Annotated in this window: 18 protein-coding genes; all 18 read right to left on the bottom strand. The window is 33.2% G+C overall.

What is annotated here, in order from left to right; genetic code table 11:
• Positions 1–9 precede the first annotated feature (9 nt).
• Positions 10–1,041, bottom strand: coding sequence for an acyltransferase (locus IM793_RS22695; RefSeq protein WP_193425452.1), 1,032 nt, complete (start codon positions 1,039–1,041; stop codon positions 10–12).
• A 27-nt stretch (positions 1,042–1,068) separates the two neighbouring features.
• The gene (locus IM793_RS22700) at positions 1,069–3,414 is read right to left on the bottom strand and encodes a tyrosine-protein kinase (protein ID WP_193425455.1); all 2,346 of its coding nucleotides are present in this window, start codon (positions 3,412–3,414) and stop codon (positions 1,069–1,071) included.
• Between the two features lie 22 nt (positions 3,415–3,436).
• Positions 3,437–4,231, bottom strand: coding sequence for a polysaccharide biosynthesis/export family protein (locus tag IM793_RS22705; RefSeq protein WP_193425458.1), 795 nt, complete (start codon positions 4,229–4,231; stop codon positions 3,437–3,439).
• Between the two features lie 106 nt (positions 4,232–4,337).
• Positions 4,338–5,072 (bottom strand): tyrosine-protein phosphatase, encoded by a 735-nt coding sequence (locus IM793_RS22710; RefSeq protein ID WP_193425461.1) that lies wholly within the window; start codon positions 5,070–5,072, stop codon positions 4,338–4,340.
• Between the two features lie 378 nt (positions 5,073–5,450).
• Complete coding sequence (locus IM793_RS22715; RefSeq protein WP_193425464.1) at positions 5,451–7,064, bottom strand: gliding motility protein RemB; 1,614 nt, start codon at positions 7,062–7,064, stop codon at positions 5,451–5,453.
• 6 nt (positions 7,065–7,070) lie between these two features.
• Positions 7,071–9,011 carry a nucleoside-diphosphate sugar epimerase/dehydratase gene (locus tag IM793_RS22720; RefSeq protein ID WP_193425467.1) on the bottom strand — a complete coding sequence of 647 codons (1,941 nt, stop codon included), beginning with the start codon at positions 9,009–9,011 and terminating at the stop codon, positions 7,071–7,073.
• Positions 9,012–9,270: 259 nt separating this feature from the next.
• A complete protein-coding gene (locus IM793_RS22725; protein ID WP_193425470.1) occupies positions 9,271–10,245 on the bottom strand; it encodes a glycosyltransferase family 4 protein in 975 nt (324 codons plus the stop codon).
• A 60-nt stretch (positions 10,246–10,305) separates the two neighbouring features.
• Complete coding sequence (locus IM793_RS22730) at positions 10,306–11,376, bottom strand: mannose-1-phosphate guanylyltransferase (RefSeq protein ID WP_193425474.1); 1,071 nt, start codon at positions 11,374–11,376, stop codon at positions 10,306–10,308.
• 19 nt (positions 11,377–11,395) lie between these two features.
• Positions 11,396–12,328: a GDP-L-fucose synthase gene (locus IM793_RS22735; RefSeq protein WP_193425477.1), complete on the bottom strand. Its 933-nt coding sequence runs from the start codon at positions 12,326–12,328 to the stop codon at positions 11,396–11,398.
• A gap of 48 nt (positions 12,329–12,376) precedes the next feature.
• Complete coding sequence (gmd, locus tag IM793_RS22740) at positions 12,377–13,504, bottom strand: GDP-mannose 4,6-dehydratase (protein WP_193425480.1); 1,128 nt, start codon at positions 13,502–13,504, stop codon at positions 12,377–12,379.
• 6 nt (positions 13,505–13,510) lie between these two features.
• Entirely contained in the window at positions 13,511–14,470 is a 960-nt protein-coding gene (locus tag IM793_RS22745) for an NAD-dependent epimerase/dehydratase family protein (RefSeq protein ID WP_370629849.1), read from the bottom strand.
• Between the two features lie 182 nt (positions 14,471–14,652).
• Complete coding sequence (locus IM793_RS22750; RefSeq protein ID WP_193425483.1) at positions 14,653–15,774, bottom strand: glycosyltransferase family 4 protein; 1,122 nt, start codon at positions 15,772–15,774, stop codon at positions 14,653–14,655.
• Between the two features lie 96 nt (positions 15,775–15,870).
• Positions 15,871–16,779 carry a glycosyltransferase family 2 protein gene (locus tag IM793_RS22755; protein WP_193425486.1) on the bottom strand — a complete coding sequence of 303 codons (909 nt, stop codon included), beginning with the start codon at positions 16,777–16,779 and terminating at the stop codon, positions 15,871–15,873.
• A gap of 18 nt (positions 16,780–16,797) precedes the next feature.
• Positions 16,798–17,622 carry a hypothetical protein gene (locus IM793_RS22760; RefSeq protein WP_193425488.1) on the bottom strand — a complete coding sequence of 275 codons (825 nt, stop codon included), beginning with the start codon at positions 17,620–17,622 and terminating at the stop codon, positions 16,798–16,800.
• Positions 17,622–19,055 carry an MBOAT family protein gene (locus IM793_RS22765; RefSeq protein ID WP_193425491.1) on the bottom strand — a complete coding sequence of 478 codons (1,434 nt, stop codon included), beginning with the start codon at positions 19,053–19,055 and terminating at the stop codon, positions 17,622–17,624. Before IM793_RS22765 ends, IM793_RS22760 begins: the two co-directional genes overlap by 1 nt.
• A gap of 15 nt (positions 19,056–19,070) precedes the next feature.
• The gene (locus IM793_RS22770; RefSeq protein WP_193425494.1) at positions 19,071–20,387 is read right to left on the bottom strand and encodes an O-antigen polymerase; all 1,317 of its coding nucleotides are present in this window, start codon (positions 20,385–20,387) and stop codon (positions 19,071–19,073) included.
• Positions 20,387–21,112 (bottom strand): glycosyltransferase family 2 protein, encoded by a 726-nt coding sequence (locus tag IM793_RS22775; RefSeq protein ID WP_193425496.1) that lies wholly within the window; start codon positions 21,110–21,112, stop codon positions 20,387–20,389. The genes IM793_RS22770 and IM793_RS22775 overlap by 1 nt, the downstream gene beginning before the upstream one ends.
• Positions 21,105–21,866 carry a glycosyltransferase family 2 protein gene (locus IM793_RS22780; protein WP_227256359.1) on the bottom strand — a complete coding sequence of 254 codons (762 nt, stop codon included), beginning with the start codon at positions 21,864–21,866 and terminating at the stop codon, positions 21,105–21,107. Before IM793_RS22780 ends, IM793_RS22775 begins: the two co-directional genes overlap by 8 nt.
• Between the last annotated feature and the right edge of the window lie 30 nt (positions 21,867–21,896).

A 21,896-nucleotide genomic window follows, 5' to 3' on the forward strand; every position in this document is an offset into this window, starting at 1 on the left:
AAATTAATATTAATTCTGCAGCAACAATTTACTCCTTGTGCGTATTTTTTTGCTTACAAAAGAAGAAAATTTATGTGAGGGTTTTTCGATAATCAGGTAAAAAACGTATGCGAAAACCAGTGAGCAGGTTAAAATTGGCAGCTGCATATTAGTTAAATCACCTATTTTATAATAAATAAAAAAACCAATAGTTGCAGGGTGAATAATGTATAGCGAGTAGCTCCATTTCCCTCCCTTCTCTAACAACGAAGAAGGATTTGCATGCTCAAAATACATAATCTCATAGGCTAACCACATCATGGCAGGAATAGCAAAAATATTTAACGTGTAGCAATTGCTCGCAAATACTGTTGGCGCGTGAAACTTAATTATGTTTAAAAGTAAAGCGCCTGTTATCATGCAAAACCGAAGTACCCAGATTTTACTGATAGTAGGAGTTGTAAAACGATGATAATTCTCCGAAAGCCAACAACCCAGTAACCAACAAGGCAAACCTATTACCCATGTAAAAATCCCCATTGCGGGATAATCATTGGATTTAGCGATTAGTAAACCTGGATTTAAAAGCAAAGTAGTAAAACAAATAATATAAGCAGCTATAACGATATACTGCCATTTTATTATTTTTCTGATATAAAATAAAATGGGGAAAATTAAATAATAAATTACCTCACATATTATACTCCAAAAAACGCCATAGTCCGGAAATTTGCCTAATGAATTAAACTTATAACAGATCATTGCGGCAACTATTGCCGGTATGCCTATCCTTAATAATCTTCGGGAGTAATAAGGTAACAAATCTATTTTTTTTTCTTGCTGATAAGGATAATTTATACAAAACCCGCTAATAATAAAGAATACAATTACAGCAGCAGGACCATTGAAGGTTAGGGAAAAAACTTTAATCAAATTTAGCAACAAACCATCAATATTTGGGTTTTTCATTAAATTCGGAATAAACGGGATCCCGAAATGTCCTAAAAGCACATAAATTGCGCAAATAAACCTAATCGAATCCAGTCCCTTTATTCTTTTCATTATTATTTGTATGTAGTTTATTAAATATTAACTGAACATTTTACTAACTTTTTTCAATAGGCTTGGTTTCGTTTCTTCACCATAGGTTCCATATCCATATCCATACCCGTAATACTTATTGCTAATATCATTAATCACTAACGCAATGTTTTTCATTTTTTTACTTTGATGCAAATCTTCAACAATACTCAGCTGTGCTTTTTGGGTTACTTTCTGACGAACCAAATAAAGTGTAACATCAGCATAATTCGCCAGCAACTGTGCATCAGCGATAACCCCTATAGGAGGGGCATCCATAATGATATAGTCAAATTCTTGCTTCAGGGCATTAACTAAATCAGGCATCCGCTCACTCATAAGCGTTTCTGCGGGATTAGGAGGCAGAGGCCCGGATGATATAATAAAAATATTCTTATTGATATTTAACGGCCTTACAATATCTTTTACCGCTAAATTTTCGTTTATGGTATAGTTACTAAACCCAATTTCGTTTGAAACGCCAAGCTTTGCCGACAAGCCAGGTTTACGCAGATCCAATTCCATTAGCAGTACTTTTTTCCCTGCCAATGCTAAAATATTACCCAGATTTATTGCCGTAAATGATTTACCTTCTCCAGACATACTTGAAGTTAATAAAATAACCTTTTGATCTGTATTTCTAAGGTAAAAGGATAAGTTTGTTCGTAAAGCCCTGAACTGTTCGGAAATGGCAGACCTGCTTTTATTTGCTACAATTAAGTTATCGTCGTCCATATTATGGCTTATTTCGCCGATTATTGGCACCTGGGTTACATTTCTAATATCCTCTTTTGTTGATACGGATGTATTTAGAATGTTAATTAATAAAATTAATCCCATTGGGATAATCAATCCGGTAAAAAGCCCCCCTAAATAAATGTTATTTCTTTTTGGGCTAACGGGCATGCCATTGGTTTTGGGCGGATCTATAGTTTTAGCAATAGAGATATTGGCTGTTTTAGAAATAGCTGTTTCCTCTGCCTTTTGCATTAAAAAAATATATAATTCTTCTTTAATTTGCTTGTTTCGAGCTAGTTTTAAGTAATCTTTTTCGATTTTAGGAACATCGTTCACTTTACCCTCTACTGTAGCTATTTGATTTCTAAGCTTATTTCTGGTGATCAGATAGCTACTTTTACTGGTTTTTACGTTCTCTAACAAATCTTTACGCAGATTCGAAATCTGTTGATCAAGATTTTGTATAAAAGGACTGGTTTCCGTAACACTTAATAACTGCTTGTCTCGTTGAACAAGTAAAGAATTGTACTTAGAAATTGTTGTAGAAAAAACAATATCACCAGACATATCTATACTACTCGGGAGAATCCTTTTATTGTTTTCATTGCTCAAATAAGACTCCAATTGAGTGAGGTTGCTTATTTGTGTTTCCGTTTTAGATAGGTCCTCAACAAACGCATTTGTATTTTCAACCAGTAGCTTACTTTGGGCACTCATATCAGCAAGCTTGTTTCGCTGTTTAAAATTTTCTACATCAGTTTCCACATCACCAAGTTCTGCAGCAATTAAACTCAATCTGCCTTTAATAAATGCTGTTGTACTATCAGCAATAGCATTTTTATCTTCTAAATTTGCTTTAATATATTGTTTAATAAGTGCATTTAAAATGTCCTCTCCCTTCCTTGGATCAGGATAAGCAAGTCCGAGTTCAATAATACTTACCTTATTGTTTACCAATGCTATAGATAACTGGCCCAAAAGCTGCCCAGCCTTATTGTCAACTGAAATAATGGTGCATATATAAGGCCTTTCGTTAAATATTACATTTGGATTTCTAACTACTTTTACCGTACCGATGCCTTTTAATTGAAAAAGCTGGTTAAAGCTTACGTTACTAACCTTACCATCAATTTTTAATTTTACACCATCAGAATTTAATTTGGCAACTTCAACTCTACTGTAACCAATGGTATCTAAGCCCTTAATAATCTCCAATTGAAAAGGAGCCTGATAAAGCTCCATGTTTTTAAGCCCCACTCTTTGACTGTAAACGATATTTAATTTCAACTCTTCAACAACCTTAGTCATTAAATAACGGGTTTTTAAAATTTCGATCTCGTTATCAACAGAGTTCTTAGATCCCAACAAGCCACCCAGATCCATTAATCCATCTCCGCTGCCTCCTTTACTCTCACCATTAGAAACTAAAATACGGGCACTTACCTGATAAACAGGGGGAGTATAATTATAATAGATATAGGATATTAATAAGCAAACAGAAACACTCAATACAAACCATGGCCATTTTTCGAGGAAACGGTTTAGAATTTTTTTTAAATCAATTCCTTCTTCTTCTGTATCAAAGCTTTTATTTTGAAGGTCAAGAGATTCTTGCATACAGTATATGGTAAGTTAAGAGTTATTTGAAAAGAGAAATTGCCAATACCAATACAGATAGAACAGAAGAAATTATACCAATTGTTTGTACCTGACTTGCATTATTAGCCGATACCCTGGCCTTATTTGGCTCAATGTAAATGGCATCATTTTGTTTCAGGTAATAAAAGGGGCTTCTAAATATTGTTGTAGAGTTTAAATTTACTCTTCCAAATTCCTTTTTACCATCATTATCTCTTACGATTAAAATATTATCTCTCTTACCGAAAATTGTAAGATCACCAGCCCTGCTCAAAGCATCTAGTATAGTCGTTTTTTCATTAGGGAAAGTGTATGTTGAGGGCAAATTTACCTCACCAAATACCGAAACCTTAAAATTAGCGAATCGAACTTCCACACTCGCTTTATTGTAAATTTCCCTAACTTTTCCACTAATTAGCTCTCTTGCCTCAAATGTTGTTAACCCGGCAACTTTAATTCGTCCAAGCAGCACCAATTCGATTTCCCCGTTTTTATCAACCAGATAACCAGTTGTTGCAGCAGTTGATGTACTATTCAGTGCTCCGGTTGCAGGTGCCTGATTAACAATAGCTCCACTTTCCGGATCCAAAGTGAAAATATTTACCGTTAAAATATCATCGTTTTGTATTTTTGGCTCAACATACTTTGCTGAACTATCCAGACTAGCCTGGTTAACCGTCTGTATATCTTGAAAATAGGCTATCTTTTTATTGCTGACACAAGAAGTAAAAAATGCCAGTACGAAAAGAAGAGGAAACAGCCTCCACCTTTTATTCACATTAGTTTGTTTTTTCATATGGGAATACCATCCAATAGGATTAAATAGCTTGCAAACTTAATCATTTAATCGTAATATCTAAAAAAATGACTTTTGCTATTAAGGTTTAATTCCAAACGTCAAATTAATTACATCCAAACACTTCCTGATTTTTGAATTCGTATTTACCGATCAACTCGTATAATCGACCTGATTGAACAGCTTCAGTTAATGTTGCCAAATGTTTATCGTGGTGAAGGTCGGTACCAGCAAAATCGTACATTTTCTCTTTTAATAATTTGTCTGCCAGTTGTTTTACATCTTTGCCATAATATCCTAATACAGATAACAGATTTAATTGCATTAAACAACCTTTTTCCTTGAATCGCTTTAAACGGGTTAGGTCTTTAAAATAAAAAGTATAGCGTTCAGGATGAGCCAATACTGGCTTAAAGCCCTTGATCTCTATATCAAATATGGTTTGACTAATACCAGGGCTTTCTGTTAAGTACGACATTTCTACCAGCAAATGTTTCCCATCTAAAGGGCAGAGCTTCTCATTTAGTGTAAAATCCTGATCAATCATATATTCTGCACCCGCCTCAAGTTTTATTGAAATATTGGCTTTATCCAATGCATCCTTTAGCTTTTCTTTAGCTAGTGATATACTTTCGGCGGTATTGGGATATAGCTCTTTAAAAATATGGGGAGTAGCAATTAAGTGATTAAAACCCAACGCATTCAGTGATTTTACAAATTGTAAAGAAGTTTGTATATCAGGTGAACCATCATCAATGCCAGGTAAAATATGCGAATGCATATCTATACCCAGCCAGGCGATATCCGTAACTTTATTTTTTTTACTAAAAATGTTAAACATAAAAGAGTAATAATAAGAATTGATCAAAAATATGCAAAAAAGCCTTTAGGATTTAGTATTGTTAAATTGTCAATCAATTACTCCAAAAATAAATGGTTTGTGCAGACGGGAAATATATAAAAACATTACGTTTATCATTTTTTTCGCAAAATGACCTTTATATTTTGTCTAACCAAAAAATATAGCTTACAGCTTTTCAAAAGTAGATTAATATTTATATCCAGTAGATACCTTAGTTAATTATTTATAAAGTTTATTTTATACCTGGGCTCCTTCATTATTTGAAAAGAACCAAATTGTAGAAATTCTTTCCTTATTTAGAGAAATTCCCAACTAAGCCAATCTCATTTTTGTACTATTAACTACACAGTAATAAGTCTAAAAATCGTGATATATATTCCTAAAAGAACTTCTTATACCAATCGTTAACAAACTGGCTTTATTTATACCCAACTCATTACTTTCTTTTCGATAGGTACCGGCAACCTCTAATCTTAAGTTATATTTTGGATTAATGAGGTAAGCTACCTGCCCCTTCAAGTAATAAAGATTAGTGCCGATTCCCTGACCGATATGGCTTCCATATTGAACAGAACGGGTATCGTAGCTTTTAAATATGTCGCCCCCGTAGTTCATACCAGCAGGATCTAAGCCATACCTTGCATAAGATGCCTCGCCCTGAACATCAAATCTTTTATAGCTATAATTTAGTAAACCTAAAAACTCTCTAAAGTTGCCTCCAAGTGGATGTGCTAATGATTGATTATAGTTGGCATAGTTAGAAAGACGATCAAAGTGAGAATAGGTATAGGGCCTTGCACTATTAAACTCGGCCAAATAATTTAGGTTAGTCACTTTAAAAAGGTCCGAACCCCTAACACCAAGTTGAACAGCGTACTTATTTGCCCAATAGCCTTTACCTGCAAAAAACTCTTTAGCCGTAAATTCTTCCAGCATAAATTGTCCGTACAATGCAGTTTTTTTCAATAGTTCATATTTCAGGTTAAGCCCTAACCGCATTTTATCAGGCGAAGTGGTATTCGTACTTTCTATTGGCCGCAAAAATATAAAGGGGTGGATATAATTAAAATCAAATCCACGTTTAGCACCCTCTTGTGCATCGGCCCAGGTTACGGCCTGAAAAAAACCAACAGAAAATCTTTTGGTTGCGTTCCAGTCTACATAATGAGCGGCCATCCACTTTCCCCTGTCTCCTGTTGTCCTATCGCTAGATAGCCTTGGAGCACCCGGGTCTAACATATAAGCAAAAATGGTTTGGTATTGAACACTGCCTAGCGTAGCACGAACCCTGAAAAACGAATAGTTGGAAGAAACATCAGAGAGCAACATCGAGCGGTATCCATCGCCTATAAAATTTTTGTCGTAGCCCAATCCAAAATTAAGGTATTTACTCGGTGTGTAGGATAGCAAAGCAGTAACGTACGTCCAGTCTTGTTTATCAGTTCCTAATTTTCCATAGCCTTGCCCTGGCACAACCTGGTTATTTACAATGAAGCGATTCACATAATCAACAAACTTACCCTGATTTTCATATCCGTTTAAATAAAATGAAAACTGCTTGCCTACTTCTCCGCCTACCTGAAAACCCCTGGTATTCATCCATGTTGAACGTGAACCTGAAAAATCGCGACCGATCTGCAGGTCGGGAAGAAAATCAGCATAAATATGATAGTCTTCATTTTTAAAATTGAGAAGATGTTCCTGAAACAATTTACGGTGCACCCAGCTTCTTTTGTTTAAGCTGTCTGTGCCTGCGTTCATTAACGAATCATAACGCAACTGCAATGCACTGGCATCACTATAAAAACCCTTTATGGCTGAATGGAATTTACTCTGCTGATCGTAAACGGCTGGGTTCAGCTTTTGATAAAATTGATAATCATATGGAATATTTACATTCGGGGTAGCTTCCTGTGCAGAAACCTTCAAAGAAAAAATGGCCATCACGGCCATTAAAAGTATTTTTTTCATCAATAGTTAATCTTTTAAAACTTTATCAAGTTCTTCAAATATCGAATTTTTACTTATAAATTCAGGAACTAATTTTTTCATATTCATTACTACCTGCCAATCATCATCAGATGTTGCTGATGAAATCAACTCATATATCTGCCTTTGTATATCAGAGAACACATATTCCCTAACTTTTCCAATCATTATTTTTTCATGATGGGTAGGCATGGTATTTTCTGCATCATTTAACAATTCCTCATAAAGTTTTTCACCAGGTCGCAATCCTGTATATTCGATTTTTACATCAACATTAGGTTCAAGACCAGCTAAGCGAATCATTTTTTTGGCCAGTTCTACGATTTTAACCGATTTACCCATATCGAAGATAAAAATCTCACCTCCCTTACCCATACATCCGGCTTCTAAAACCAAACGGCAAGCCTCTGGTATAGTCATAAAATAGCGTGTAATTTCCGGATGGGTTACCGTAATAGGCCCTCCCTTTTTGATCTGCTGCTCAAATCTCGGAATAACAGATCCGTTTGAACCAAGCACATTACCAAAGCGGGTGGTAATAAATTTAGTGATTGGTTTAACCTCAAGGCTATTGATGTAACTTAATCCGTTACTAAATATAAAGTTATCCTGGTGAAGCGAATTATTTAACGATTGCACGTAAATCTCGGCAATTCGTTTAGATGCGCCCATGATATTGGTAGGATTTACAGCTTTATCAGTAGAAATCATTACAAATTTCTGCACGCCGTATTTAACAGACTTATCAGCGATTGTTTTAGTACCCAAAACATTGGCTTTGATTGCTTCTGCCGGGTTATCTTCCATTAAAGGCACATGTTTATAAGCCGCAGCATGATAAACATAATGTGGTTTATAGGTACTGAATAACACCTCCATACGCTGTTGATCACGAACATCGCCTATAAAAGCGTGAAAGTTTTTATTAGTATTGTTTTCCTCCAGCTCAAGATAAAGCTCATGTAAGGCCGACTCTGCCTGATCGCAAAGAATGATTAAACCAACATCGAATTTTGTAAGCTGACGAACAATTTCGCTCCCTATTGAACCTGCAGCTCCCGTAATCAATATGCGCTTATTATTGAGCATATTACCCAAGCCATCAATGTCGATTTTTATAGGTTTACGGTTAAGCAGATCTTCAATATTTAATTTCTGTATCTGTGCTGGTTTTAACTGTCCGTTTGTCCATACATCACGTGGCGGAATATTCAGGACTTTAATGTCGTTTTCTAAACATAAATCAATTACGTGATCTTTCCTTTCATCAGGAATAGCATAGGAGGCAAAAATAATCTCATCTAATTCATGCTTCTCAATCAACACCGACAATTTAGAAGCGTCTAAAATTTTTACTCCGTCGATTGTTTTACCAATTTTCCTTTCATCGTCATCTACAAATGCTACAATATTTTTGTTCACACTTGGATCATGATCGAAAGTTCTTTTAGTTGCTAATCCTGCCTCGCCTGCACCGTAAATAATCACTTTCCTTTTATCCAGTTTTAGATTTTTAACATAAAGGAAAAAATATTTAATCAGTACTCTATAGGTAATCAGTAATAAAAAGCTCGTTAAACCAGCCGTAATAAGTACCGTATTGGGAACCAAAAATCCTTTAAAAAAGGTAATATAAATAAGGTTGATGAATAAAAATATACCATTTGAGAGGGATATGGAGAACAATATCCTGAAAGAATCCTGGACGCTGGTATATCTGATAATTCCTGCATAAGTTTTAATGGCAAAAAAAACGCCAATATTAATGGCCGCAAAAATTAACAGGTTTCTGGAAAGTTCGAATACATTTACTGCCGTAAGGTCTAAATTGTGTTTTAAACCATAGGCAAATACCATAGAAAAGGTACAGATGCTGATATCAAGCAAAAAGATGATCCAACGTGGTACAATATTAATCTGTGTAAACAAAATTCAATAGGCTTAGTATAAAAAATATACAGTTTAACAATGCGCTTAATGTAAATAAAACTGAACTAAAAACTATTCAGTATCGTGTAATCACGAATCCACATTAAATTTTCTTTATTTATTATCTTTTCATACATAACGCTAAATTGTTCTTAAACGCTACATTCGATAATCATTATTTTAGATCAACAGGATTCAAATCCTTTTCTCAAACTGAATGTTGATCACAATCATTTAATGGATGCCAGTTTTAAACCAATTAAACAACCTGGGCTTTAAGCAATCGTTGTTTACCTTCCATTTTAAATCTTACGGCCATAAATATAACTACGCAAAATAAACACAATAACAGTGCCGAAAATATATTTTCGTTAACAACAGAAACAAGAATTATATTTATAATCAATTGTACCAAAAGATAAATTGTTGCTACAATTAAATGGGGAATCTTTTTTTCGTTAGAAAGAAATTGATAAAAATGGCTTCTATGCGCTTCAAAAATATTTTCATTCCTGATTACTCTAAATAAAATAGTACTTACTGCATCTATACCATAAAAAAGTAAAAGCAAAATGTAATTAAAGTTATGAGTAGCCAAAATTAACTGACCCATGAAGAAAACAATCGTGAAGGCTATGCCAACACTCCCAACATCGCCGGCAAAACATTTTGCTTTCTTTCTGAAATTAAAAAAATTGAAAACCAGTAGTGAAAGTGCAATGGTGATTAATAAAGCAGGTGAAGTAAAAGCATATATGTTTTTGTTTATGTAATAAAGCGTAATAATGGCAAGGAGGCTGTAACTCCCTGTAATGCCATTTATTCCATCCATAAAATTGTACGCATTAATGGTACCTATAACAAAAACCAGCGCTAAGGGAATCCAATACCAGGCTAAATCGAAAAGACCCCATTGGTAAAACATCAACAATACAGAAATTAAATGAACGCTCAATCTTATTTTATTGTTTAGCGTAAGCACATCATCAATAAAACTGATTGTCGAAATTGCAAATAGGCCAACGATAAAATAAGGGTAGTGAAAACCGAATAAAACAAAATAAATTATACTGGCTAAGCAAAAGATAACCCCACCTCCCCTAAGCGTAATACTGTTGTGAGAACTCCTTGCATTCGGCTTATCAATAATATTGAAATGGTCAGCGAGCTTGAAGTAGGCTATTTCTAAAAAAAACAGTCCGATAAGAATCAGAAAAGCAAAGGTTGGCATCATATCCACAAAAAATGTGAAGATAAAGAATTCAAATTGTTAAATTACAAACAGTAAGTTACTTTATTTATATTTATCTCCAAATGCTTCAACCATTTCTGATGCAACTTGTTTAATTTCCTGCTCATCAGACTTAGGGTAAATCAACAGCACCTTTCCATCATCCACCACAATAAAATTAGATAGACCTTTAATTACCGCAGCTTTGCCAATTGGTAATTGAATCACGCAATTTGTTGTTTCTGACAAACTTAAATGTGCACAATTGATGGCGTTACTTTGCTCATCTTTTTCGGCAACAGCATGCAGTGACGCCCAAGTTCCCAAGTCAGACCAGCCAATATCTGCCGGAATCGTATACACATTCTCCGCCTTTTCTAAAATGGCATAATCAATGGAGATGTTTGGGGCTTTTGGATAATTCTCTGAAATAAATTCAGCTTCTTTATCCGTATTATAAAATTCATTCCCACGCTCAAATAGAGCGGCAATTTCCGAAGCATAGTTTTGGAAAGCATTTTTGATCGTCTTTGCCGACCAAATAAAAATTCCTGCGTTCCAAAGATAGTCGCCACTCGCGATATAATTTTTAGCAACATCCAGAGATGGCTTTTCCATAAAAGCATTCACTTTTTTGATTTCGGAAGCATCATCTAGATGTTCAGTACTAGAATCATGAAACTTTATGTATCCATAACCCGTATCTGGACGAGTTGGACTGATACCCAAGGTTAATAAGGCATCATTTGCTTCAGTAAATGCCAAGGCTTGACTAACTTTAGCTAAAAATTCTTCTTCTTTTAAAATCAAATGGTCGGAAGGCGCAACGACAATATTTGCCTGCTGATTAGTCTGTGCTATTTTATAACTGGCATAAGCTATACATGGCGCCGTATTATTCCTGCTAGGTTCTAATAAAATATTTTTTTGCAAAACCTCAGGTAGTTGTTCTTGTACCAAACCTGCATAGTCTGCATTAGTCAAAATGTAAATCTGCTCGCTTGGGCAAATCTTTAAAAAGCGTTCGTAAGTTAACTGCAATAAAGATTTACCTAAACCTAAAATATCGATAAATTGTTTAGGAAAGTGGTTGCGGCTCTTTGGCCAAAAGCGTGAGCCCACGCCACCTGCCATGATTAGTATGTAGCTGTTATTAGTTCCAGTCATTGTCCTTTATTTCGTTATAGACTTTTCTTATTCCATCTTTCAACGTAGTCTTAGCCTTCCAGCCCATTGCGTTCAATTTCGATACATCCATTAACTTTCTTGGAGTACCATCAGGTTTACTGGTGTCAGTAATAATCGCTCCTTCAAATCCCACAATTTCTTTAACTAATTTAGCTAAATCTAATATAGAAATATCATCACCCACCCCAATATTGACTAAGCCAGGTTCATTATAATTGCTCATTAAATAAACACAAGCTTCAGCTAAATCGTCTGCATGTAAAAACTCCCGTTTCGGTGTTCCTGTACCCCAAATCGTTACTTTTTCATCTCCATTTTGCTTAGCAACAATAAACTTGCGTAGCATAGCTGGCAATACATGTGAATTATTTAAATCGTAATTGTCGTTAGGGCCATAAAGATTGGTCGGCATTACAGAAACGAAATTACATCCATATTGATCGCGGTAGGCATCACACATTTTAATACCAGCAATTTTTGCAATAGCATAAGGTTCATTGGTTGGTTCTAACTCGCCAGTTAGCAAATATTCTTCTTTTAAGGGTTGAGATGCCATCTTAGGGTAAATACATGACGACCCAAGAAACATCAATTTTGAAACTTTATTCATATAGGCTTGGTGAATCACATTATTTTGGATCATTAAATTTTCGTAAAGAAAATCTGCCCGGTAAATATTGTTAGCAATGATACCACCTACTTTGGCAGCGGCTAAAAATACATAGTCTGGTTTTTCGGTATAAAAAAATTCGGCTACAGCAGAGGCATCCCGCAAATCTAATTCTTTGGAGGTTCGCGTAATCAGATTATTAAAACCCTGAGTTTCCAAATTTCTCAGAATAGCAGAACCCACCATACCTCGGTGACCAGCTATATACACTTTATTGTTTTTGTTCATTACTTTGTCATTGCGAGGAAGAGTGGCAAAGCCATCTCCCTCTTATTTTTATTCGAATTGATTTTTAACACTATAACCAGCTGCTTTCAATAACAATTCTTTTTTAAAATGGTCAACATCAGATGACATCATATCTTCAACCAATCCTGCTAAGTCATATTGCGGTTTCCAGCCAAGCTTAGTTTTTGATTTTGTCGGATCACCAATTAATAAATCAACCTCTGTAGGTCTGAAATATTTAGGATCGACAGCCACCACTTCCTTGCCAATCTCCAGTTTGTAATCTGCATTAGAACAAGATGCAACATAAGCTTTTTCCTCTACCCCCTCACCTCTAAACTCTAATTCTATTCCTACCTGTTCGAAAGACATTTTCACAAAATCCCTTACTGATGTAGTAACACCAGTAGCTATCACATAGTCTTCTGGTGTATCTTGTTGTAAAATTAACCACATTGCTTCCACATAGTCTTTCGCATGCCCCCAATCCCGTAGGGCATCTAAGTTTCCAAGAAATAATTTGTCTTGCAAGCCCAAAGCTATTTTAGCTGTTGCCCTGGTGATTTTACGGGTTACAAAAGTCTCCCCTCTTAGCGGACTTTCGTGATTAAATAAAATACCATTACAAGCGAAAATATTATACGCTTCACGATAGTTTTTAGTAATCCAGAAGCCATATATTTTTGCTACACCATAAGGTGAACGGGGATAAAATGGAGAATTTTCATCATAAAATCCTTTGTCGTTTTTATTTTCAGGCATTCCGCCATATAGTTCAGAAGTAGATGCCTGATAAACTCTTGTTTTCTTTTCCAAACCTAAAATTCTCACAGCCTCCAATATCCTTAAAGTACCAATACCGTCTACATTGGCTACATATTCAGGCGAATCAAATGAAACTTTAACATGGCTCATCGCACCTAAATTGTAAATCTCATCAGGCTGTATTTCCTGTACTATTCTGATTAAGTTCGTTGAATCTGTTAAATCGCCATAGTGCAATTTAAATTTCAAATTGCTTTCATGAGGATCTTGATATAAATGGTCGATTCGATCGGTATTGAATAAAGAACTACGGCGTTTAATGCCGTGTACTTCATATCCCTTTTTCAATAATAAATCTGCCAAATAGGCTCCATCTTGTCCTGTTATTCCTGTGATTAATGCTTTTTTCATTTTGTATTATTTTATTTTAAATCCTTGCAAGACAGGACTTGGTTTCCAGTTTAATTCTTTTTTTGCTTTCGTATCGTCAAAAGTGAGATCTGCCATAATCTTTGCCAATTTTCTAGAATTAATCGGCGATTTATTGCCCAGTAAGTCTCCTAACCTTGCCATAATGTTCGCTACCCAAAGTGGTAGGTTGAAAATCCTTTTCTTGTTTATTGTTTTTGCAATTGTTGAGGCGAGCTCGGCAAATGAGGGGTGATAACCATCTGTGAGGTTATATATTCCGCCACTTTTAGAAGCATCGGGAATTATTTTTGCCACATCTTTTGCAAATACCATACTCTTTTTAGCTTTTCCTCCTCCAATATTAAAATAATAGCCTTTTTCAATTCCCCTGATCATAGCGCCTAAATTTCCTGGAGGATTTTTTCCAACCAAAAGCGGTAATCTCAAAATTGTGCAAATTACGTTGTTTTTAGCACACCAGTTCTGGATTAATTGCTCTGCTTGAATTTTACTTAATCCATAAGCGTCCTTTGCATTTAAAGGATGATTTTCGTTGATCATAGTACCAGATTCACAACCGTAAACTGCGACAGAACTAATAAACACAAAAGCTTTAGGCAACATGTTACTGTTCTCAAAACCTTTAAGCAAATTATGCGTGCCATTTAAATTAACGTCAAAAAAAACTTTTTCTTCTGATTTATTTTTAGGGACAGAGTGTGCTTTTCCTGCGGCATGTACAACTAAATCAAAGCTATGGGGAAATTTAGGAATTTCAATACTAATATCACAAACAATGTTAGTTGTAGGATTACCCAAGGTTGTTACCTCAAAATTACTTTTATTTAAGACAGATAAAATGTTTTTCCCAAGAAATCCTGTAGCTCCAGTTAAGATTAATTTATTCATGAATGACAATAGCTGAGTAATTCTTCTTATTAATATTATTATTTTTTTAATATTCACACATTTGCTTTTTATATTTTTACGACATAAATGTTTCACCCTTATCGTTTGATATATTTCAAGCTATCATCTCTTTTCTTTGAATAATCTTTTCATTTTAGTTTAAGATTATAAGCCTACTATCCGCTATATCAATGATAAGATTTATTTCATAATATTTATATGTTTGCCTTTAACAACTCTTAGCTTTTGATACTTAAGAGTTCTTTATAAATCGACATGTATGATTCAATCATTTTTACTAAAGAAAATTCTTCTGTAACCCATTCTTTAGCAGCAAGACCCATATTTTTTCTTAGCAAACTATCATTTATTAATATCCTTAGTGCACTACTAAACTCCTCTGGACTTTTGGGTCTAACTAATATTCCAGTTTTATTATTCAATATAACTTCAGGGATACCTTCCACCAAGGTTGAGACAGATGGTAATGAAAAGAAACCTGCCTCAACAAAAACTAAACCAAAAGCTTCGTAAATTGATGGAATGCATAATATATCACTAGTCTCATAGAATGGTGCAACATTTGATTGCCAACCTAACATACTTACATAATCATTGAGATTATTACCATTTATATATTTTTCACAAATCGAATACAATTCTCCTGTACCAATAATTCTTAAATATAAAGAATATTGTTTTTCATCAATCAATAGCTTAAACGATTTTAAAAGATTCAATGGATCTTTTTGTTCATCTAAGCGCCCGACAAATAACAAATCCACCCTTTTATCTTCCCTATGTTGTAAAGCATCATGCCCTAAAGTTATTTTTGAAAAATCAATACCATTATGAATAACTTTAATTTTATTACTAAAGAAAGAATAATACTTTCCATAAAATCTGTTTACCAAAATTAACTTATCACAAAAAAGAGTTGAAAAAAATTCAATCAAATAATATATTATTCTTTTTATAAAAGTTTCATTCTCATGGAATGCAATTCCATGTACTGTATGAACGACTTGGCAACCAGCTAATTTTGCAGCAATTCTTGCTATTATCCCTGGCTTGGTAGAATGGGTATGTACAATATCATATTTTTCTCTTTTACAGAGTCTATATATATCAATAAGCGCTATAATGTCATGTAATCCTATTCTTCTTTTTAGGTTTTTATTATGAAGAACGGTCGTGTTAATTTTTGAAAATTCAGCATCAAATTCAGCATATTCCTTTTGTGTACCTTCGCCGCACAAAATATATTTATTTTCAAAATCATTTAAATTTTCTAAAATAGAAAATGAAATTTTTTGAGCTCCAGCAAAAACTGGCAGCACAACGATATGTAATATTTTCATTTTATTAACGGTTCCTACCTATATCTGTAAAAGAATATAATAACACGATATTCTTTTCGTATAGAAAAAATTTGATCACTTATTTAACACTTATAATTATATAGAACCAAATTTTCCTTTTATTCCATCTTTTAATCCTCTAAAAGAAAATTTTAAATACTTCATCCTTTCTTGAGAAATCAAACTGAAAATAAAAATTCGGAAAACATTAAAAGTGAATTCTCTTAATTTGTATCCCCATGATACATGAGGAGACCGTAACATGTAAACGCTGTTACGAGTTAGATAATAACGTCTAATAGGTGAATGAACAGAAATCATACGTCCAAATACTGAAACCCTATTATCTCCAATTTCATGATGCATTAAGGCTTTTTGGATTGCAAATAATTTAAAACCTTTTGATTTACACCTAAAAGACCACTCAACATCTATATAATCAACAAATAAATCTTCGTTCATCAACCCAACTTCATGCAAAACATCTATAGAAATTAGAGATCCTGATGCTATTAAAAATGATGCTTCAACATTTGAACCTTCAGTAGGATTTACCCTGTTTATAAAAGGGCCGATATAACGTGTAATCGGATATTGTTCATTTGTTTTTTCATTAATATACACTGGCCCTACCGCTCCAACCTTAGCTCCCTGATTCTTTAATTGTATTGTAGAATTGACTAACTCATTAACAAATCCGGGCGTAAGAACTGAATCATGATCCAAAATTAAAACAAAGTTTGAATCCAATTCAATTGCCTTTTTTATACCCTGATTTTGAGCATATCCGAGTCCTAAATTAGAAGAATTTGATATTATAAATAACTTAATCTTTTTTTGTTGTACAAAATCTAGAAATAACTCATTAATTAAATCAATATTTTTAGAACCATTATCAACATAAACAATGGCATCGACTTGTTCATGAACACTCATAAATTGCCTTTGTAGAGTGGATAGGTCTGGATTATATGTAACAACTATTGCTGTTGTTTGAAGATTCATATTTTTATAAAGATTTAATTATAATTTTTTCACTAGTTTAAAATAGTCCTTTGGAATATATTCTTTCTTGAAATGTACATTATCAGCAAAAAGCGTATCAGGAAGGTATTGAATTTGCACCTTATAATTTGAAACAATCCTGTAGGCCTTACTGTTACTATCTACTTTTATATTTTGAATTTCGGAAAAAAAGCTTTTCTTAACAGGCGTTGGTTTTAACACAAACTTCACATCATTTCTTGCACATAAACTATCAATTTTAATCAGATAAGATTCAGAAATAGGAGACAATAACTTTGACTTCTTCAAATCTCCATCATAACTCGGTGAGAAATTTACCGCTCTTGTAAATGGAAATTGTGTTAATTTATAAAAAGGGATATGTGACACTTGCTTTTTTAAATTATCATCAAATAGAGATATATACTCATCGTTATAGAAGGGCTTTAACAAATAATTAAACGCAAAATGATCAAGGTTGTTCTGAAAGGAAAAAGGAGTATATACTAAAATTACCTGCTTAGGTAAATCATTTTTATTTGCCTTGAAAAAATTGTTTAATAAAAAAAATTGTCCGGCAAGTGTAGTCGCTTGACTACAAGGAATAGAGTATATCTCTCCATTATATTCTGTCACTGGATATAGCTGACCACAGACTGAATCTCCAATTAGCAAAGTATTTGCATGAGATTTTCGTTTACTTTTAAATATGGATTGATAAACTTCGCTTGCATTTGAAATAGAAGTTAACCATTCCCAGTATTTCATACCATACCCAATTAAAGTAAAAACAAATAGAAAAAAAAATCCTATAACCGTTGTTCTAAATAAAAAGTTTTTCATTAAAATTTAAAATAAATGAATGCTGATTGGTTTCCTCCGTACTCCATAATTAAGAAAAAAACAATTAAATATATCCCTATACGAACCATTGGAGATTTAATTTTAGAAATATTCAGTGTATGAGTCTCTGTTCTTTGTAACCATTCTACAAAAAGAAGCAGAATAATAAAGAACAATGCTTTATATCCGATAACTTGAGGGAATGAAAATAAAGAGGCACTAAAAATACCTTTAATATAATCGAATGCTTCTTTTATAGTATTAGCTCTAAATATTATCCACCCTAAGCAGACCAAACAAAAAGTTTTCAAAACTTTCCATATCTCATTAACACTAGAGAGCGGTCTTCCGAATCCATGGCTATCCACATGCTTAACTTTTACATTAAAAATTAAGTGAGGAATAAACAATATTGCATGGTAGGCTCCCCAACAAATAAATGTCCAATTAGCACCATGCCATAATCCACTAATAAGGAAAATGATAATTGTATTTCTAATCCTAGTTATTTTATTTACTCTATTCCCTCCTAGTGGTATATATATATAATCTCTAAACCACGAGGTCAAAGAAATATGCCATCTCCTCCAAAACTCTGTAATATCTCTTGAAAAATATGGTAAGTTAAAATTATTGATGAGTTTTATTCCAAATAATTTACCAATCCCTACTGCAATATCAGAATAGCCAGAAAAGTCACAATATATCTGGAAAGTATAGTAAATGGCGCCCAATAACAAGGTAGAGCCCGATTGATTGTGAATATCACTGAAAATTGGATTTACTAATGTAGCACAACTTTCAGCAACGACCATTTTTTTAAATACTCCCCATAAAATTTGGCGCATTCCGTCGACGGCCAAATTGTAATCAAAATCTCTTTTTTTTAGAAATTGAGGTAAATATTCAGGCGCTTTGGATATGGGGCCTGACGTAAGTTGAGGGAAAAAACTCATATATGCAAAAAAAGCTACGCCATCATTAGTAGCTTTAATTTTATTAGAATAGACATCGAATGTATAGCCAATAGCTTGAAATGTATAAAAACTTATCCCAATAGGCAATATCAAATACAAAGTTGTCAAATCAAAATGAATTCCAATTCCTTCGAACAGCAAGTGAAGGTTATCTGTGAAAAAATTATAATATTTAAATACACAAAGGATTAGAAGGTTTAATAAGATATTAAATATGGTTATTGCTTTTTTAAGTTTAAAATTGTTATAAAACTTCTCATAAAGAATTCCACTCAAAAAAGTAGAAAAAGTTGTGATAAATATTAAAATCAGAAAACGCCAATCCAACCATCCGTAAAAAAAATAGCTTGCGGCTACAATAAACAGATTCTGCGATTTAACTTTGTTAAAAACAAACCAGTAGAGCAAGAAAACAATCGGCAGAAATATTAAAAATGGTAAAGAAGTAAAAAACATACAATATAATCTATATTAAAATTTAGATAACTTATTTTCGATAGGAAATATAAAGAAATAGTAAACAAGCAACGAAATTCCTAATAAAAATGGAATTACCACTAGTATATTATTTAATTGAAAAAAGATATAATTTATATCAGTTTCAATACCTATAAATATACTATAAAAAAAAAGTAGAAGTATTTTCGAAAAAATTCTTGATGAATAGGCGTTAAGAAATAGTTTCCTTATATATCCAAGGGAGGTACCAAGAATAAATGAATAAAGTATTGAAAAATATGGCCCAAGGTAAATATATCCAAATATGTTATGTCGGGGATTTGGACCCACAATCATATCAACTGTATAGAACATTTTTGTAAGGGAATACCCTATAGGTTCAGGAAAAGCGGAAGAATCCACAATCCGGAAAAAACCTAAAAAACTAGAGAACACTGCTATAAAAAAATGATCATGAGGAAGCTTTTCAATATATGCATTTGGATAAGCATGCCAGTAAACATCGCCATATCCTACAATTCGCTGTGCCAAAAAAAGAAAAGCATTAGAAGGATCGCCATCAAACGTTACCAAAATTATACAAAAAGCGAAAATCAAACCTACCAAAACTATTTTGAGCTGGTATTGCCTTAATTTTAATATCAAATCTTTAACCCGTGGATTATTTTTATTAAGCATAAGAAAACAGAAATAATTCATTGCAAAAAACCACACACTCGATTTGGAGCCACTTAAAAAAGTAACCACTATATGACCAAATAAATAAAAAAATAATGAAGATTTAAATAGCCTTGAAACATTTTTTTCTATGATAATAAAATGTAGAAAGAGATAAAATGCTACGGCACCTGAGATTTCGGCAAATCTGGTAAAGATACCATAACCACCTGCATCAACCGTCAAATCAAGTCTAGATTTTAAAAAAAGAGGAATGCCTAAAGTTGCATAAACAGTTATATTCGATAAAAAAAATGTAATGAATGAAACGACAAAAAAACATTGTAAAAAAAATACATTGTCGAATTTAATTTTTGATTTTATAAAAACAGCGGGCGAAAATTTATTAAAAAATAAAAACCCCGCTAGAAAAGCAAACTGTGTCGCTAAATAATTAATAAAATAAAAAGATGAAATCGCTGATGTTGCAAATAAAAATACAACCACAGAAGCTCCAAAAGCTGACCCTACCAAAGATATAAATATTGGATCAAGCATGGAAAAGCAGACTTTTCTAAACAGAAAATAATAGAAAAGACAAACGCCAACAAAACAAGAAAAATATATTAAATTATTATTTATCAGTAATTCAAAAAATTCAGCAGTATTCATTACTTAACCAGTTTTAAGCATGAAATAATACAATTCTTGATGACCCTGATTACCAGATTCCGAAGTAATTCTAAAACCGATATTTTACGGAAAATATAGTCGAAACATATCTTTTGATACCAGGTCCAATTTCCTGCGGAAACCCCAGGTGCAGAATTAATAGATATTGGAAAGAGAGATTTCTTGATCAATGCAGAAGGAATAAGTTGAAAAAATAAATAATCAGATATTATATATTTCTGACTTACAATATATTCACCATATTTTGAGTGAAGCTCTCTTTTATAAATTACTGATTGATGCAAGACTATACCCCTATCATAACTTGCATGAATTAACTTAAGGCGTTGTTTTTTGTAAACGAAGAAGTCAGAATATATGAAACCAACCTTGTCGTCAAGGTTATTCAAAGAGTTCAAAATTGAATCTTCGGAATGAAATAAGTCTCCCGAATTCATAAAATTAAGCCATATTCCTTTGGAAGCCCTTATTCCCTTATTCATTGCATCATATATCCCTCTGTCTGGCTCACTAACAAAAATAGTTAAGCTATCCTCGTATCTCTTAATGATATCAATGGTTCCATCTGTACTCTGTCCATCTATTATAATATACTCAACATTAGGATAACTTTGAGCTAATACAGATTTTATGGTAGATTCAATAGTATCCACACAATTATAAGTAGCCGTTATTATTGAAATTAATGGTGCAGTATTATTCATGAAAAGTATTAATATAAGCTAAATGAAGTGTGTTTCGAAATAAAAATGGGAGATAGTAACGGAAATACCAATACCTTTTTGATTGTCCTCCCCTTATTTGATAATTTTCCCATAGTGCTTTCTTAAACTTTCTGCTTGAAACCCCCTCCATGGCTTCATAATTAGAAATAACCTGATCAATGTAACAGAAACTGTGCCCATCCTTATACATGCTGTAGAATAGGTGATCGTCTGCTACAATTTTATACTGCAAATTGAAATAATACTTTTTAAACTCTTCAGTTAACACTAGGGATGATTGATGGCAAAAAGGTAAATGGAAAGCAATCTGTCCAATTTCAGCAGGTTTCACTACTTTACTATAATTAGCATACAACTTGTTTGTATTACCGTAAATGACAGTACAATTCTTATTAAAAACCTCCGCTTTTGAAAATAACTCCACGAGTGTGTTAGTATTGTAGAAAGTATCACCAGAATTCATAAAACATAACCATTTCCCCCTAGCAATCGCAGCTCCCTTATTCATAGCATCATAAATACCCTTATCGGGCTCAGAGACCCATTGAGTAATTTTATTGCTATATTTTTTAATAATTTCTAATGTTCCATCTGAACTTCCTCCATCAACTACAATATACTCATAATCTTTACAATCTTGACTGATTATATTCAGTATAGTTTGTTCGAGAGTTTGTACAGCATTATAACAAACGGTTATTATGGTTATAAGAGGTGGCTCGATTATTTTCATATTATTAAACAACTTCACTGGTTTAGTTCA

Origin of the sequence: Pedobacter sp. MR2016-19, from assembly GCF_014947265.1 — a bacterium.
Lineage (GTDB): Bacteria > Bacteroidota > Bacteroidia > Sphingobacteriales > Sphingobacteriaceae > Pedobacter.

Coding starts and splice junctions, on each gene's coding strand:
- IM793_RS22755 (WP_193425486.1), bottom strand. CDS start 16,779: ATGAATCTTCAAACAACAGCAATAGTTGTTACATATAATCCAGACCTA.
- IM793_RS22715 (WP_193425464.1), bottom strand. CDS start 7,064: ATGAAAAAAATACTTTTAATGGCCGTGATGGCCATTTTTTCTTTGAAG.
- IM793_RS22725 (WP_193425470.1), bottom strand. CDS start 10,245: ATGATGCCAACCTTTGCTTTTCTGATTCTTATCGGACTGTTTTTTTTA.
- IM793_RS22700 (WP_193425455.1), bottom strand. CDS start 3,414: ATGCAAGAATCTCTTGACCTTCAAAATAAAAGCTTTGATACAGAAGAA.
- IM793_RS22750 (WP_193425483.1), bottom strand. CDS start 15,774: ATGAAAATATTACATATCGTTGTGCTGCCAGTTTTTGCTGGAGCTCAA.
- IM793_RS22760 (WP_193425488.1), bottom strand. CDS start 17,622: ATGAAAAACTTTTTATTTAGAACAACGGTTATAGGATTTTTTTTTCTA.
- IM793_RS22735 (WP_193425477.1), bottom strand. CDS start 12,328: ATGAACAAAAACAATAAAGTGTATATAGCTGGTCACCGAGGTATGGTG.
- IM793_RS22705 (WP_193425458.1), bottom strand. CDS start 4,231: ATGAAAAAACAAACTAATGTGAATAAAAGGTGGAGGCTGTTTCCTCTT.
- IM793_RS22710 (WP_193425461.1), bottom strand. CDS start 5,072: ATGTTTAACATTTTTAGTAAAAAAAATAAAGTTACGGATATCGCCTGG.
- IM793_RS22770 (WP_193425494.1), bottom strand. CDS start 20,387: ATGAATACTGCTGAATTTTTTGAATTACTGATAAATAATAATTTAATA.
- gmd (WP_193425480.1), bottom strand. CDS start 13,504: ATGAAAAAAGCATTAATCACAGGAATAACAGGACAAGATGGAGCCTAT.
- IM793_RS22730 (WP_193425474.1), bottom strand. CDS start 11,376: ATGGCAGGTGGCGTGGGCTCACGCTTTTGGCCAAAGAGCCGCAACCAC.
- IM793_RS22775 (WP_193425496.1), bottom strand. CDS start 21,112: ATGAATAATACTGCACCATTAATTTCAATAATAACGGCTACTTATAAT.
- IM793_RS22765 (WP_193425491.1), bottom strand. CDS start 19,055: ATGTTTTTTACTTCTTTACCATTTTTAATATTTCTGCCGATTGTTTTC.
- IM793_RS22695 (WP_193425452.1), bottom strand. CDS start 1,041: ATGAAAAGAATAAAGGGACTGGATTCGATTAGGTTTATTTGCGCAATT.
- IM793_RS22780 (WP_227256359.1), bottom strand. CDS start 21,866: ATGAAAATAATCGAGCCACCTCTTATAACCATAATAACCGTTTGTTAT.